The following is a 16224-nucleotide window of genomic DNA, read 5'->3' on the forward strand; positions in this document are numbered from 1 at the left end:
CGCAACCGCGGCCTGATCCACAAAGAGACCGTCTACAAAACTTGACACAGCCCAGATAGTGCGCCGAAGAGCCAGTCTCGCCGACGGTCCCCGCCGGCATAGTTGCATCGGGCGTCACTGTCCAATCAATGGACTGGCGTGCTTCCTGGACCACCAAAGGCGCGAACTCGGTCAGGGTGACCGCCTTGTACCTTTCGGGAGTTGCGCCACCGGCCGGACTGACTGGCGCAGAAGGATCATTGACCTGTGCTTCAGCGCTGAGCTGCGATCCGTCAGCAGCCGTTATTGTGAACGTCTTTGAGACGTCGGTCAGGTCGTAAAGAGTGCCGACCACGACACGGAAATTGGCCATGCCATTTCCGCTCCACCCATCAACTCCAACGCCACCAGCCCAGCCGTCGATTGCAATATCCACTTCATCGACGCCGTCGTCATTGAAGTCCAGATCTTTCTCGTCGCGGGAGACGTTGCCTTCGCCGGGCTTCAAATAGGACGTAGTTGTGTAACTCACGGTGTCGATGGGGCTTTCACAGACGACATCCGTAGGGTTTTCGGGCACCGCGGCAACCGCAGGCGATGCAACTGCCGCCTGCATGAGCAACAGGCCAGCCAAGCCTGCGGTAGACAGGATCGGGATTGTTTTCGATTTCATTCAGGGCCCCAGGAGGGGACGGTACTGCGGGTGTGCGGGGTTCGAACAGCTTGAACTGTCCTCAAAAGACACTAGTGTATTTTTCGCAAAAGCCATACGCGATCCGCGGCGTCCGCCTGGGCAGATGCACTGCACTTCAACTGACCAGCCTCGGACGCCATCACTATTGAACCAGCCAGTATTTGAACAGACATCAATCAAGCAAGTGCCCGCGAAGCCAGTGTCAAAAGGTGGAACGCACGAGCTTAGGTTCACCCTCGACTCGCGCGTTCGCCCTGTTCAGCCTCAGCTGCGAGCGTTATGGCGACATACGCTCAACGATGCTGCAGCACCACGACCATGACGCCCGCTGCCAGCATCAACATGATGATCGCTGGGCCTCCACTAGTGTCCGGTAGATCGGTGTCGAGATCGCCTGACAGATGAGCCAGCCCCGGAGACACCGGATCTGTCGGGCAGTCAAGTTCGGTCGTGTCCGTGTGGGTGATCTTCACCGTAGCGGGAATCGGTTGTCGTCACGGTCGTCGCGGTGTATCGGACCGGCGTGGGGCCGCCCTCGAAACCTTCGTAGGGCGTGGAGGAAATGTTGCCCTCCTCGTCCACCGGCCACATGCCCTCGCCAAGATCCGCTACAGGCTCCAGCGCCGACTCAAGGGCCTTCGGTTTCCAGCTGCCGGTTCGTACCGTCTATAGCGGGGGAAGGAGCCGTCACCGAAGTGCCCTGCTTTCCCGTGCTGGCGACATCTGAGACATCCGGGAAGTTCACGGCCATCGCGGGAAGGGTCGTCGGGTTACGGCCAGCGTCGCACGCGTTGTGCCAGGTTGTCCTGAAGCGTTCCTCGGGGTACAGATGACGCTGCCATCGCCCTCAACCCAGCAAATTCCTTCACCAGGAACCGTGACGGATGACGCACACGCGTCAGCACCTCAATCAATGTGCCATCGATCAGTTTTTGCTCGAAACCTTGGATCATTCAGCCGGCGCCGTTTCTTGATGCCGCAGACAGCAGAAGACCCCGCCAGAACCTTCGTCCGTCGGGGCCTTCTGCTATCTCTCGTCCTACTGCACGACACCGTCGCGAGTCCTGCGGCTCAGCAACACGGTTGCCCCAAGGGCAGCCAGGACCAGCGCGAGAAGGGCAATGTAGTAGCCCGAAACGTTCATGCCCGTTTCTGGCAATCCCGTTCCCGGATCCTCCGGGGTCGGGACACTGACCTTTGTGGAGTCGTCGTAGCTCGGGGGCTCCATGCCTTCCGGCGGAGTTCCCGTCACCGACGCATGGTTCGCAATCGTGTCGAGCTCCAAGTCGGCGGCAGTGAGCTGGTAGGTCGCCGTCGCGGTCGCTGTCTCATCTGGGAGCAGCACACCCGGGCGTTCTGCGTTGGGCCACAGCCACGTGATCTGCGACAGGCCCTCCATCTGGTCATCGATCGCAACATCGGTCAGCGTTACATTGCCAATGTTCTTGACTTCAAAGGAGTAGGTTATCGTGTCACCGACTTCGCCGATTGCACCCTTCTCCATTGCTCCGGTCTTCTCCATCCAGATTCCTGTCTCACGAGGAACCTCTGTGGTTGTCTCGTCCGGGGGAACCAGCGTCGGCGGGTTCTCACAGTCGGGGCACGGAGCCGGCGGCTGAGCGGTTCCAGTCGCACTGTTCGTCACCCCACCGGCGTCGATGTCACTCTGCTGGAGCGCGTATGTCGCCGTCGCAGTCGCGACCTCTCCAGGCAACAGGACTCCAGGGTTGTCGGCATCCGGCCACTCGTAGATGATCTCCGACAGGCCAGGCAGCTCGTCGATCACAGCAACATCCGTGAGCGTCGTGTTGCCCGCGTTCTCGAGCTTGAAGCCGTAGTCGATGACCTCGCCGACCTCGCCATTGCCGTTGTACGAGGAGGTCTTCTCAAACAGCAGTTCACTGTTCTGCTCGAGAGGGGTCTCGTTCTCAGTTGGAGTTTCGGGATCCTCGCCGTACGGGGGTACACCCGTCGCCGTCGCGGCATTCTCCACAACGCCGCCATCGATGTCACTCTGTGTCACGACGTACGTCGCCGTCGCCGCAACTGACTCACCCGGTGCGAGCACCCCTGCTTCGCCGGGCCACGTGTACTCGAGCTCGCTGAGTCCTTCCATTGGGTCGTCGATGACGACATCCGAAAGGGTCAGCGTGCCGTCGTTGGTGACCACGAGCGTGTAGGTGATGACGTCGCCTACAGCAGCAGCGCCATCCGAATCAACCTCGCTGCTCTTCTCAAGCACCAGCGAACTGTAGCCGGGAGTCGGTGTCGTCACCTTGTCGTCGTCTTCAACAGGGTCTTCCGGACCAGGCACGTCGCCTGTCACGACGACGGTGTTCTCCACCTCACCGCGGTCGAGGTCAGCCTGTGTCAGTGTGTAGACCGCTGTAGCCGTCACGCTCTCGCCAGGGGCCAGCACGCCAGCCTCACCAGGCCAGTTGTACTGAATCTCGCCCAGACCCTCGAGGGAATCCTCAAGCGTCACGTTCGACAGCGTCACGGTGCCGGTGTTGGTCGCGGTGAAATCATAGACGATCTCATCGCCTACGAGTCCTCCGTCCTGCACCGAAGCCGACTTCTCTACATCGATTGCACCGACACTGTCGGTGCCGACCGTTGCGGTGTCCTCATCCGTGACGTCGCCGCCCAGCGGAGGCACCGCGGATGCGGTGGCCACGTTCTCGCGAACGCCGTTGTCGACATCCTGCTGCGTGAGTGTGTACTCAGCAGTCGCGGTGACGGACTCACCAGGAGCCAGCACACCGGTCTCGCCGGGCCAGTCGCCGTAGACGATCTCGCTCATGCCGACCAGCGGGTCGCTGATCGCGACATCGCTGAGCGTCACGTCGCCGTCGTTGACGACTTCGAACGTGTACTGGACGAGGTCGCCCGCAACACCGGACTGTCCCTCAGCCAGAAGGCCGAGCTTCGCCAGTCCGATCGAGGGGCTCTGAGGAACCTCGACGATCTCGGTGTCCTCGGGGACTACAGGGTCGCCATCGTTCGGCGGCGTGCCGGTCGCGGTCGCGCCGTTCTCGACGAGCCCCGCATCGATATCCGCCTGTGTGATCACGTACTCAGCGGTCGCCGTGACCCGCTCGCCCGGAGCAAGCTGTCCTTCGACAGCAGCCTCAGACCAGTCGTAGACGAGTTCCGAGAGTCCCTGCTTGGGGTCATCGATCGTCACGTCCTGCAGGGTGACGTTGCCGTCATTCACTGCCTCGAACGTGTAGGTGATCGTCTCGCCAACCGCAGGCACCGCATCCGTCGAAGACGACTTCGCGAGGGTCATCGAAGGCGCCTGCACAATGGTCACGGTCGCATCGTCCTCGTCGTCGATCGGACCGATCGGTGAGGTTCCGCTGCCCGTAGCCGTGTTGTCGACTCGGCCTGCATCGATGTCTGCCTGCGTCAACGTGTGCACTGCTGTGACAGCGACAATCTCGCCCGGTGCCAGAACGCCTTCAGCAGACGCCGTGCTCCAGTCGTAGGTCAGCTCATCAGCCTCGAACATCGGGTCGCTCACCGACACGTCGTTCAGCGTCACGTTGCCGTCGTTGGTCACGACAATCGTGTATGCGACCGCTTCACCGACGGCGCCAGTCGAACCCTCTGGGAGTTCGGCTGTCTTGACCGTCGAAATGCTCGGCAACTGCGGCAGCGGGTAGACAACCTCGTCCGGCGACTCGACCGGCTCTTCGTTGTCAGGCACGCCTGACGCCACGGCTGCGTTCACGATCTCACCAGCGTCGATGTGCGCCTGCGTCACGGTGAGCTGTGCAGTCGCAATGACCGTCTCTCCAGGAGCAAGCTCACCCTCAACGGCCGCAGTGGACCAGTCCACAGCGGGTGCCGACAGGCCTTCAAGCCCATCGACGATGCTGATCTGACGCAGTGTCACCGTGCCGGCGTTGGTGATCTCGAACTCGTAGTCGAGTGTCTGGCCGACCTGAGTTGGTTCAGTCACCGTCGTCTTGTCAAGCTCGATCAGCGGTGTGCCCTCAAGGGCGACATTCGCGTCGTCATCGTCGGTGGTCGGGTTGCCGAGGAGGTCCTCGGCGTCGATCGTTGCCGTGTTCTCCACGAGACCGGCATCAACGTCTGCCTGCGTCAGCGTGTACTCAGCGGTTGCGGTGACGCTCTCACCGGGGGCCAGCTGCCCCTCGGTCGCGGCGGTCGACCAGTCGATGGTCGGCTCGCTGAGACCGTCGAGCGGATCGCTGAGCACGAGATCGGTCAGAGTGCGAGTTCCCTCGTTGACGATCACGAATACATACGAGACCGTCTCGCCCGCAACCGTCGCGGGGCCGTTCTCAGCAGCAGCGGTCTTGTCGATCGAGATCGCCAGCGTGCCGGGCGTCTCAATGCGCTCGTTCGTCGGGGTCTCAATCGGGTCGCCCTGCGGCGGCTGACCGGTTGCGGTGGCCTCGTTGGCGACGAAGCCTGCGTCGACATCCGCCTGCGTCAGGGTGTACGTGGCGGTCGCCTCGACCTGTTCTCCCGGTGCGAGCACGCGCTCGGCATTCGGCCAGTTGCCGTAGACCAGATCCGACAGACCTTCCATGTCATCTGTCACGTTGACATCGCGAAGGGTCACGTCACCGGTGTTCGTCACGACGAACGTGTAGGTGACCTCGTCGCCTGCCTGACCGACTGCGCCGTCTGCGAGCTCCGCGGACTTGTCGATACCGATGGCAGGAGTCGTCTCGATCGGAACTTCCTCTTCGACCGTCGGCTGCTCGGGCTCGCCTGTCGGCGGAACGCCGTTGCCGGTTGCCGAGTTGGTGACGCCACCGGCGTCCACGTCAGCCTGAGTGATCGTGTAGGTCGCGGTGGCGGTCACGATCTCACCCGGTGCGAGCACTCCCGCGTCGCCCGGCCACGTGTACTCAAGGTCGGAGAGCCCAGTCATCGGGTCGCTGATCGCGACGTCGACGAGTGTGACGTTTCCGGTGTTCTCGAGTTCGAATGCGTAGGTGACGACCTCGCCGACTGCGGGGCTGTGCACGTTCGCTGTCTTCGCAATGCGCATTTCCGGCGAAGAACCAAGAGGATCGGTCACCGAAGACTCGTCTTCGACTTCCTCACCGCCAGGTGTCGTGCCGACGACAGTTGCGTCATTGGTGATCGAACCGCTGTCGACATCCGCCTGGCTCAGCGTGTAGGTCGCGGTGGCACGCACCTGGTCACCAGGAGCAAGAGTGCCCTCAGCACCGGGCCAGGTTGCGTAGACGATCTCACTCAGACCGTCGAGCGCATCCGTCAGCTCGATATCCGTGAGCGTGACGTTGCCATCGTTGACCACGACGAACTCGTAGTCGACTGTGTCGCCTGCGTTCGCACCCTCAACAGCAGAGGTCTTGTCGAGCGTGATCGTCGGCGTCTGTGTGAACGGCACCCTGTCGGTGCTTGTGCTCTCCACATCGTCACCCGACGGCGGCGTGCCGACTGCGGAGGCCGTGTTGTCGATCTGACCTGCGTCGACGTGCGCCTGCGTGACCGTCAGTGTGGCGGTTGCCGACACTGACTCGTTCGGCAGCAGCACGCCTTCTGCAGCGGGCCATGCACCGTACGTGAGCTCCGAGAGGCCTTCGAGGGCATCCGAAGCAGCCACATCGCGCAGCGTCACGCCACCCGTGTTCGTGACCACGAAGGTGTACTTGACGGTGTCACCGACTACATACGTGCCAGCCTCGTGCGACTTGGCGATGTCGATGCCGCCGGTCGCACCGAGGGGCTGCGTGTGGTCGTCGGTGTCTGAGACGTCGCCGTTCGACTGCGTCGTGCCGGTTGTCTCAGCACTGTTGTCGACCTGTCCGGCATCGGCATCAGCCTGCGTGACCGAGTAATTCGCAGTCGCAGTGACCGATTCACCAGGCGCAAGAACACCGGTGTCTGCAGGCCATGCGCCGAATTCGATTGCGCTCAGTCCTTCGAGCTCATCGCTCAACTCGACATCCGTGATCGTCACGGTGCCTTCGTTCGTGATCGTGAAGGTGTAGTCGATGACGTCGCCAGCGACACCTTCGCCCGAGAGCTCTCCACTCTTGTCGAGGGTCAGGAGGGGCGTGCCGACAATGTCGACGATCGCTCCATCAGGGCTCTCGACCGGTTCGTCATTCGGAGGGGTGCCGGATGCGGTGGCCTCGTTCACGACCCCGTTCGCGTCGAGGTCAGCCTGTGTGAGCGTCCACGTTGCAGTTGCCTGAACCGTCTCGTTCGGCGCCAGTGTTCCAGGCTCGCCCGGCCACTCGCCAAACTCCACACCCTGAGGGAACATCGGGTCGTCGATGGTCACATCCGTCAGGGAGACGTCGCCCGAGTTGCGCACGACGAGTGTGTACTCGACAGTGTCGCCCACGGCACCGGTGGCACCGTCGGACAGCGCCGCAGACTTCACCAGCTCGATCGCCGCATTCTGCGACAGCGGCACGTCTGCGTCCGCGGAGTCTGTGACGTCGCCGCCTCGCACTCCGGTTCCGGATGTGGCGGCCGTGTTCTCAACAGCGCCTCGGTTGACGTCAGCCTGCGTGACCGTGTAGGTCGCTGTTGCCGCAGCGCTCTGGCCGGGGCTGAGGGTTCCTGCGTCACCGGGCCAGTCGATCTGAAGCTCACTGAGTCCTTCGAGCGGGTCGTCGATCGCGACGTCCGTCAGCGTGACGTTTCCGGTGTTCGTCACCGTCAGCGTGTATGTGATCGTGTTTCCAGCGACGCCCTCACCTGACAGGCTCGGAGTCTTCGTCAGCTCAATGGCCGGCGATGCCGGAAGTTCAACCGTGGCGTCGTCTTGGTCTTCGACCGGCTGATTCTGCAGCGTGATGCCGGCGACGGTCGCGGTGTTGTCGACCGCACCCCGGTTCACATCGGCCTGCGTCAGCTCGTAGGTCGCAGTTCCGACGACAGTATCGCCGGGTGCCAGCGTGCCTTCTTCGTCAGGGATCGGCCACTCACCGAAGGTGACCGCGCTCAGGCCCTCAAGCGGGTCGGCGAGGTAGACACTGGTGATGGTGACCGGGCCGTCGTTGGTGACCGTGAACGTGTAGTTGATCAGATCGCCAGCTGCTGCTCCGCTCGCGAGCTCACCCTCCTTGACGAGGCTGATCGATCCGTCGGCATCCAGCGGCAGCGTGTGGCTGTCGGTGTCGTCGGTCTCTGCGCCGTCAGGCGTCGTGCCAACGGCAGTCGCGGTGTTGTCGACGCCACCAGCGTCGACATCAGCCTGCGTTAGGGTGCGAGTCGCCGTGAAGGTGACCGACTCGCCCGGAGCGAGCACGCCGTCTTCTCCAGGCCATTCGCCTGCAGCAGGTGTGCTGAGTCCCGGAAGGGCATCCGTGATAGTCACACCGGTCAGTGTCGTGTTGCCGTCGTTCGTGACGACAAAGGTGTATTCCGAGCCGTCGTCAGCGACGCCGATGGCGTCGTCAGCGAGCTGCCCGGTCTTCTCGAGCACGAGCGAGGAGGTCTGCGGCATGAGCACGCGATCGCGGTCAGTCGTCGTGGGCGACTCTCCCGTGGGCGGGTTGCCAGTGGCTGAAGCAGTGTTGTCGACAAAGCCAGCGTCGATTTCAGCCTGGGTCAGCGAGTGCTGACCGACGCCGGTTGCGCTCTGGCCGGGAGCCAGGGTTCCCGCTGCGCCAGGCCAGGTCATGGTCGCGTCGCCGTCGAGCTGGTCATCACTGATGACGACGTCGGTGAGCGTCACGTTGCCGTTGTTGGTGACCGTGAACGAATAGTCGATGACGTCGCCAGCGACGTGCATGTCACTGTCGGCAAGGTCACCCGTCTTGTCGAGCACCAGTGAAGGAGTCGAGACGATGGGCACGATCTCGCGGTCTTCATCTGTAGTCGGCGGGCCGTCGGGGGGCGTGCCGGTGACGGATGCCGTGTTCACGACGCTTCCCGCGTCCTGCTGCTGCTGGGTCACCGACCAGGTCGCTGTCGCTGTCGCGACATCTCCTGGGGCGAGCACACCGGCTTCGCCGGGCCAGGTGTAGGCGATTTCGGCCGCTGCGAACGCAGGGTCTTCAATGACTACGCCAGAAAGCGTGACGTTGCCGTTGTTGGTCACCTCGAACTGGTAGGCGACGGTGTCGTCTGCGACGCCGGAGCCACCAAGCTCAAGGCTTCCGGTCTTCGCGATTTCGATTCCCGGAGTCGATTCGACCGGGACAGTGTAGGAGTCCTCGTCTTCGACGGGGGTGCCACTCGGAGGCGTGCCGGAGACGTAGGCGGTGTTGTCGAGACGTCCTGCGTCAACCTCGTCCTGCGTCAGCGCGTGTGCCGCAGTGAACTGCATGGACTCGCCGGGAAGCAGCACGCCAGGCTCAGCTGGCCACGAGCCGACGGGCTGGATGTCGGCATCGGCGAACAAGGGGTCGCTGACAGCGACGTCGGTCAGGGTCGTGTTGCCGTCGTTGACCACGACGAAGTCATAGGACACGGTGTCACCGGCAACGCCGGTGCCCGAGAGCGTTCCGCGCTTCTCGATGTCAATCGACGGGGTCTGCAGCACCTCGATGCGTGCGGTTCCTTCATCATCAACCTCGGAGCCGCTCGGCGGTGTGCCGAAGACCGTTGCAGTGTTGTCGACTCGGCCGGCGTCGGCTTCAGCCTGGGTCAGCGGTGCTGTCGCGGTTGCGGTGACGGTCTCGCCAGGAAGCAGCACGCCCGCAGCGCCAGGCCACGCGTACTCGAGCGCGGAGAGTCCGGCGTGGGGGTCTTCAATGCGGACGTCAGTGAGCGTCACGTTGCCCGTGTTGCGAGCACTGAAGGTGTACTCGATGGGGTCGCCGGCCTTGCCGTCTTCAAGCTCCCCGCGCTTCACCAGCTCGAGCGCCGCGGCGCTCTCGATCGGGTGGCGTGCGTTGCCGTCGCTGGTGACCGTGTGGTCAGCCGCGTCGATTCCCGAGGTCTGGGCGTTCTCGTTGAGCACTTCGCCAGCGTCGACATCTTCTTGTGTCAGCGTGTATGTCGCAGTCGCGCGCACCGTTTCATTCGGGGCGAGCGTGCCGTCTTCGGTGGCGGTATTGCTCGACGTCGACCAGTCGACGTCGAGGCCCTCGAGCCCCTGCATGTCGTCTGTGAGTGCAACGTTCGCAAGGGTGCTCGTGCCACTGTTGCGGATCACGAAGGAGTAGTCGAGGGTGTCGCCCGCGCGACCGGTGTAGTCAGCGCCGGGTGCGACACGCTTGTCGAGGTCGATCGTCGAGACCTGCACCTCTGATGAAGCGGTCTTCTCTCGAAGCTCTATGCCGCCGCCGCCGACAGCGGTCACTGTTGCCGTGTTGATGTAGCCGACGTCTGTTGGTGGCCCTTCACACGTGTAGATGTGCTCAGCACCAGCGGCCAGGTTGTCGAGGACGATGTCACAGGCAGGGGCGAGAGGGTCGCTCACGCGGACGTTGGTGAGATCCGTAGAACCAGGGTTGCGGACCACAATCGTGAACGACGGCTGCTCGCCCGGCAGAATCTGCTCGACGGCAACGCCGGTCTCGCCGTATCCCGTATGGTTCTTCTCGATCTCGACATCTGCCACCGGCACCGCGAAGGCGGCTGCCTGCATGAGGTAAGAGTCACCACTGGTGCCGAACTGCAGCTGTGCCGAGGTGACACCGGCAACCACGTTGGGCATCTGAACATCGACGACATCGATACTGGTGTTGTAGAACGTGCCTGAACCGGTGTGGTAGCGCACGCCCGTAGGGGTGTGGCCGACGCCGATGTTGTTAGTGACCCCCTTGACGCCTGTCAGGGGCGTGAACCAGCCGCTTGCGCCAGGTCTGTACCTGGCGTAGTCACCATCGATCTGCGCGTCGCCTTCACCGATCGAGAAGCTGGCGTGCACTCCGGTGTCAGCCGCGAGGAAGCCCGAGAAGTCGACGGTGAGCGGGTTGTCGTTGGAAGCCAGACGCACGTGACCGTCGGTGAGGATCACGTTGCGAGCGACGCTCTGGCTGTTGCCCTGCACGTAGCTGCCGAAGTCGTAGACCACCGACATGGTCCAGCCGCCGAAGCAGCCGTGACCCTGCGGCAGCCACAAGTTGCCGACGGAGACGGTCTGCTGCGAGCCTGAGGGGAGCGCCTGCATGAGGCTGGTGACGTCGGCCCGAGCTGAGTAGTAGTAAGGCTGGTCGTTCGGCACGGTAGAACTCGGGTCGGCGGTGACCGACATTGCCGACTGCGCGACGCCGAAGACGCTGCCGCTGCCGATCTGGATGCGCGGCGCCTGCGTCGTGTATGAGCCGGAAGGCAGCGAGCGCGGGTCGCCGTTCGCGCTGCAACGGCCCTGAACGTCTCGGCCCCGGTCGTCCTTGATTATCCCGGTGTTGCCCATCCAGTAGAGCTCGGCGCGCACGACCTCAGCGCCGGCGGGCACGGTGATGTTCGCCGAGCTCGAGTTGGCACCCATCGCTGACGAGCCGCCGGTGTTCACCATGTTGAAGTAGTCGTTGTAGCCGGCGACTCCATTGTGCAGCTGCGTCCTTGACGTACCGCCGGTGAGAGCAGAGCCGCTGGCGACGAGGTTGCCGTTGCCGATCTTGATGTAGTCACCATTGACCACATCGTTGTAGCTCTGGGTCATCGGTTTGACCACTGCTGCCTCGGCATCGGTCACCTGCGTCGCAAACACTCCTGTTGCAACCAGAAGGAAAGTGAGTGCGAACGCAACCGGCTTGGAAAGAACACTGCGAGTTCTGGACTGGCGTGTAGACATATAGGGGACGACCTGTTCTCTGTTAATGCTGAAAGCGGCGCATGTCAGCCACTTACGGCATGAGGCATCGGCAGTATCCTACTGTAAAATAATTCACCTTGGAAGACGTTTGTGAATTCTTCGCAGTTTGGCGCGAACCACACTGCTGACTCCCCTATATATAGGGCGCATCTGTCTGCGCCATCGGACTCGTGCCGCACGACTACGATGGGAGGGCACCCATTTCGCCTGAGGAGAGCCGTGACATACCAGCGCCCCGCCCCTGACTCCGTCGATGACGCGATCGCATCGTCCGAACGCGAGCAGCCGTTCGAAGCCCTCGGCCTCAAGGCCGACGAATACGCGCGGATTCGCGATATTCTCGGCCGCCGTCCCACCAGCGGCGAGCTGGCGATGTACTCGGTGATGTGGAGCGAACACTGCTCGTACAAGTCGTCGAAGAAGTACCTGCGCGCGTTCGGCCAGAAGGTCACCGACGACATGAAGAAGAACCTCATGGTCGGCATGGGCGAGAACGCCGGCGTGCTCGACGTGGGCGAGGGCTGGGCCGTCACCTTCAAGGTAGAGAGCCACAACCACCCGTCGTTCGTCGAGCCGTTCCAGGGCGCTGCGACCGGCGTCGGCGGCATCGTCCGCGACATCATCTCGATGGGCGCCCGCCCCGTAGCGGTTATGGACGCCCTGCGCTTCGGCCACCCCGACCACGAAGACACCGCACGCATCGTGCACGGCGTCACCGGCGGCATCTCGTTCTACGGCAACTGCCTCGGCCTGCCCAACATCGGCGGCGAGACCCGCTTCGACCCCGTGTACCAGGGCAACCCGCTCGTCAACGCGCTTGCGGTCGGCGTGCTGCGCCACGAAGACCTGCACCTCGCGAGCGCGACCGGCGCCGGCAACAAGGTGGTGCTCTTCGGAGCCCGCACCGGCGGCGACGGCATCGGCGGCGCATCCATCCTCGCCAGCGACACGTTCACAGAAGACGGGCCCACGAAGCGCCCCGCTGTGCAGGTCGGCGACCCCTTCGCCGAGAAGGTGCTCATCGAGTGCTGCCTCGAGCTGTACGCCGACGAGCTGGTCAGCGGCATCCAAGACCTCGGCGCCGCGGGCATCTCGTGTGCGACCAGCGAGCTGGCTGCCAACGGCGGCTCGGGCATGAAGATCGAGCTCGACCACGTGCTGCTGCGCGACCACACGCTCACTGCTGAAGAGATTCTGATGTCGGAGTCGCAGGAGCGCATGATGGCCGTCGTCGAGCCGTCGAAGCTCGAGGCGTTCATGGCCGTATGCGAGAAGTGGGATGTCGAGTACTCCGTGCTCGGCGACGTCACCGGCGACGGCCGCCTGGTCATCACCCACGGCGGCGTAACCATCGTCGACGTCGACCCCTCGACTGTCGCAGTCGACGGTCCCGTGTACGACCGCCCCTCAGAGCGGCCCACATGGCTCGACGCTCTGCAAGCCGACTCTGCCACGTCGCTTGAGCGCGCATCCGACGGCACCGCCCTGCGTGGGCAGCTGCTGCAGATGATCGGCAGCGCCAATCTCGCTGACACCTCATGGATCACCGACCAGTACGACCACTACGTGCTCGGCAACACCGCGCTGGCGACGCCCGACGACGCCGGCATGGTGCGCATCGACGAAGAGTCGGGGCTCGGATTCGCCGTGTCGCTCGACTGCAACGCCCGCTTCTGCCAGCTCGACCCGCGCGAAGGCGCCCGCGCCGCACTGGCCGAGGCCTACCGCAATGTGGCCGCAACCGGTGCCACTCCCCTCGGCGTCTCAGACTGCCTGAACTTCGGCAACCCCGAGGTTCCGGCTGTGATGTGGCAATTCTCTGAGGCTGTTGACGGGCTCGCAGATGGCTGCGTCGAGCTTGGCATCCCCGTCACCGGCGGCAATGTGTCGTTCTACAACCAGACGGGTGAGACGCAGATTCACCCGACCCCCGTCGTAGGCGTGCTCGGCGTGATCGACGACGTCGACCGCCGCGTGCCCAGCGGCTGGCAAGACGAGGGCAACCTGCTCTACCTGCTCGGCACCACCCGCGACGAGCTCGACGGCTCGGTGTGGTCTTCTGTCGTGCACGACCACCTCGGCGGACGCCCGCCGCTGGTCGACCTCGCCGCCGAGAAGCGCTTGGGCGAACTCATGTCGAACGCCGCCTTCGATGGTCTCGTGTCGGCTGCACACGACCTGTCAGACGGCGGATTGGCGACTGCGGTCGTCGAGGGCGCCATGCGGTTCGGCGTCGGGGCCAGGGTGGTGCTGAGCGAGCTCATGCAGCGCGACGGTGTCGACGCGACGGCTGCTCTGTTCTCTGAGTCAGGAGCCCGGATGCTCGTGGCGGTTCCGCGCGAGGAAGACGTGAAGTTCAGAGGCATGTGCGACGCTCGCGGTGTGCCCGTGCTGCGGATCGGCGTGACCGACTCCGAGGGCGACCAGGTCGAGTTCCAGGATCACTTCACGGTGTCGATCGACGAGCTGCGGGCGACGAACCGCGAGCCGCTGGAGCGGTTCGCCTAAGCGCTAGGCGCTGAAAGTAGTCGATTTTCGCCACCAGGCCGATTTTGGGCCCGATCTCGGTGGCAGAACCAAGAATCGACTACTTTCAGCTCCCGCCTACCCGAACCTCAGCCGGGTTGGATGCCCTTGACTGAGGATCTGGCTGATGAGCTGCATCGTGCGCTCGAGATCATGCATGACATCGAAGTGAGTCACGCGATGCCAGCGACCACCGGCCCGCAGCACGTTCTGATTGCGTCGGTGGTCTCGGTCGTACTGCTCGAGGCCACTGTGATGCTCGCGGCTGTCGCACTCGACACACAGCCATCCCTCGAACACGGTGTCAAGCCGACCGCCTTCGAAGGGCACCTGCGGCTCGACCGTCCAACCGTGATCGAGGCCAGAGACTCGAACGATCGACTCGGTGCCGGACTCGGCCCTGGGATCGACCAGATCGAACCATGGCCTGCATCGCTCCGGCGCGCGGTCACGCAGCGCGGCCAGGCCGTCGAGATCCAGCTGCCCGCGATACAGCGCGCTGTCGAGCGTGGCGATAGCGTCGAGGCGCCCTGCCCGCTGCAGGTACTGCCACAGGGCGTCCGCCACCGTCACGCGCCAAGGATCAGCATCGGCTGCGTGCTCATGCCAGACCCGTCGGATGCCGTTGAACTTCTTCTTCGAGCTGTGAGGCACGGTCGCCACATCGACGATGCGGGTCTGTTCGGTGACCCAGATGCCGTAGCTGCGCAGCGCACTTCCGCCGCCGAGGATCCCACCCGCGCGAAGAGCAGTGACCACCGAAGGATCGACAGTCGGCAGGGCAAGCCACTGGCGGCCGATCCGCAGGAGACTGCCATGCATGACTTGTTGCTGCAGCTGCCGCTGAGTGAATCCATGAGCGTAGAGGGTGTGGCGGGGTGCGGCGCCGCCGAACGTTCGCAGCACTGAGATGAGATCGCGCATGGGAGGAGTGTGGATCCCGTGAGCAGGCCTGCGCAACTGCTCACGGGCACCTGTGCACAGCTGTCCCCTGTGCAGAGTTCGAGATGCCCCGTGCTGAAACGAGTCGAATCTGCTTCCTCGGTCGTGCTGAAGCCACTTTCAGGCACGTTTCGTGAGAATCGACTCGTTTCGCGCCGGCGATTCAGCTAAAGGCAGCCTCTCCAGTCAGGTCACGCCCGAGCACGAGCGCGTGCACCTCGTCGGTCCCCTCGTAGGTGCGCACCGACTCGAGGTTGGCGATGTGGCGCATCACCGGAAACTCGCTCGTGATGCCGTCGCCACCCAGAATCGTGCGAGCCTCGTGCGCGACGCCGATGGCCGAGCGCACATTGTTGAGCTTGCCGACGCTGATCTGCGACCGATTCAAGGTGCCCGCATCCTTCTGGGCACCGAGGTGCAGCGACAGCAGCGCAGCCTTCTCGTATTCGAGCAGCATGTCGGCGAGCTTCGCCTGTGTCAGCTGAAAGCGGCCAATCGGCGCACCGAACACTTCGCGCGTGCGGCTGCGCTCGACCGCGACCTCGAGACACGTGCGGGCAACGCCCACAACGCCCCAGACGATGCCGTAGCGCGCTTCATTGAGGCAGCTGAACGGCGCCGACAACCCGCGCGCCCCGGGCAGCCGCGCCGACTCCGGCACCCGCACATTCGTCAGGTCGATGTCGCACTGCACCGACGCCCGCATCGACAGCTTGCCGTCGATCGCGCGCGCCTCGAAGCCCTCAGTAGCGGTCGGCACGGCAAACCCGAGAATGCCTTCGTCGCTCTTCGCCCAGACCACGGCCACGTCGGCCAGGGTCGCGAGGCCGATCCAGCGCTTGGCGCCGTTGAGCACCCATCCGTCTCCGTCACGCACCGCCGTGGTCGTCATGCCTGCTGGGTCGCTGCCGCCCGCAGGCTCGGTCAGCGCGAAGCAGCCAACGGCGCGGCCGGCCGCCATCTCGGGAAGCCACTGCTGCTTCTGCTCTTCAGACCCGTACTTCGCAATCGCCGACATCGCCAGCGACCCCTGCACCGACACGAAGGTGCGCCAGCCCGAGTCGATCGCCTCGAGCTCCATGCAGACAGCACCGTAGGCGGTTGCCGACGCCCCCGCGCACCCGTACCCCTCGATATGCATGCCCAAAAAGCCAGCCTCGCCGAGCTCGGCAATGAGCTCTCGGCGGAAGTGCTTGTTCTCGAAGTCCTCTTCGATGTGCGGCGCGATGCGCGACTCAGCAAAGTCACGCGCCTTCTGCTGCCACTGACGGGCCTCGTCATGCAGCAGCGCGTCGAAGTCGAAGACGCCTGCGACGGCCTCGCGGCCAGCGGTTGCGATTGTACTCAT

The 16224-nt window shown here is 63.9% G+C and carries 5 protein-coding genes; 1 reads left to right on the forward strand and 4 read right to left on the reverse strand.

Translation table 11 applies throughout. The annotated features are described in order from the left end of the window. Nucleotides 1–652: hypothetical protein (locus tag CZ674_RS07700; RefSeq protein ID WP_200810061.1), on the reverse strand; the 652-nt coding region annotated here is incomplete at its 3' end. Nucleotides 653–1712: 1060 nt separating this feature from the next. Continuing rightward, nucleotides 1713–11288 carry a DUF7507 domain-containing protein gene (locus CZ674_RS14015; protein ID WP_159456933.1) on the reverse strand — a complete coding sequence of 3192 codons (9576 nt, stop codon included), beginning with the start codon at nucleotides 11286–11288 and terminating at the stop codon, nucleotides 1713–1715. A gap of 306 nt (nucleotides 11289–11594) precedes the next feature. Between CZ674_RS14015 and purL the strand changes: the two genes are divergently transcribed. Next, nucleotides 11595–13916, forward strand: a complete 2322-nt coding sequence (gene purL, locus CZ674_RS07770; RefSeq protein WP_086991952.1) for a phosphoribosylformylglycinamidine synthase subunit PurL — start codon at nucleotides 11595–11597, stop codon at nucleotides 13914–13916. Nucleotides 13917–14012: 96 nt separating this feature from the next. Here the strand turns inward: purL and CZ674_RS07775 are convergent, their stop codons facing one another. Together CZ674_RS07775 and CZ674_RS07780 are read right to left on the reverse strand one after the other, a co-directional pair. Next, the gene (locus tag CZ674_RS07775) at nucleotides 14013–14858 is read right to left on the reverse strand and encodes a hypothetical protein (RefSeq protein WP_086991953.1); all 846 of its coding nucleotides are present in this window, start codon (nucleotides 14856–14858) and stop codon (nucleotides 14013–14015) included. 181 nt (nucleotides 14859–15039) lie between these two features. Then, on the reverse strand, nucleotides 15040–16224 hold the full coding sequence (locus CZ674_RS07780; RefSeq protein WP_086991954.1) for an acyl-CoA dehydrogenase family protein: 1185 nt from the start codon (nucleotides 16222–16224) through the stop codon (nucleotides 15040–15042).

The organism is Agrococcus casei LMG 22410 (genome assembly GCF_900163565.1).
GTDB lineage: Bacteria > Actinomycetota > Actinomycetes > Actinomycetales > Microbacteriaceae > Agrococcus > Agrococcus casei.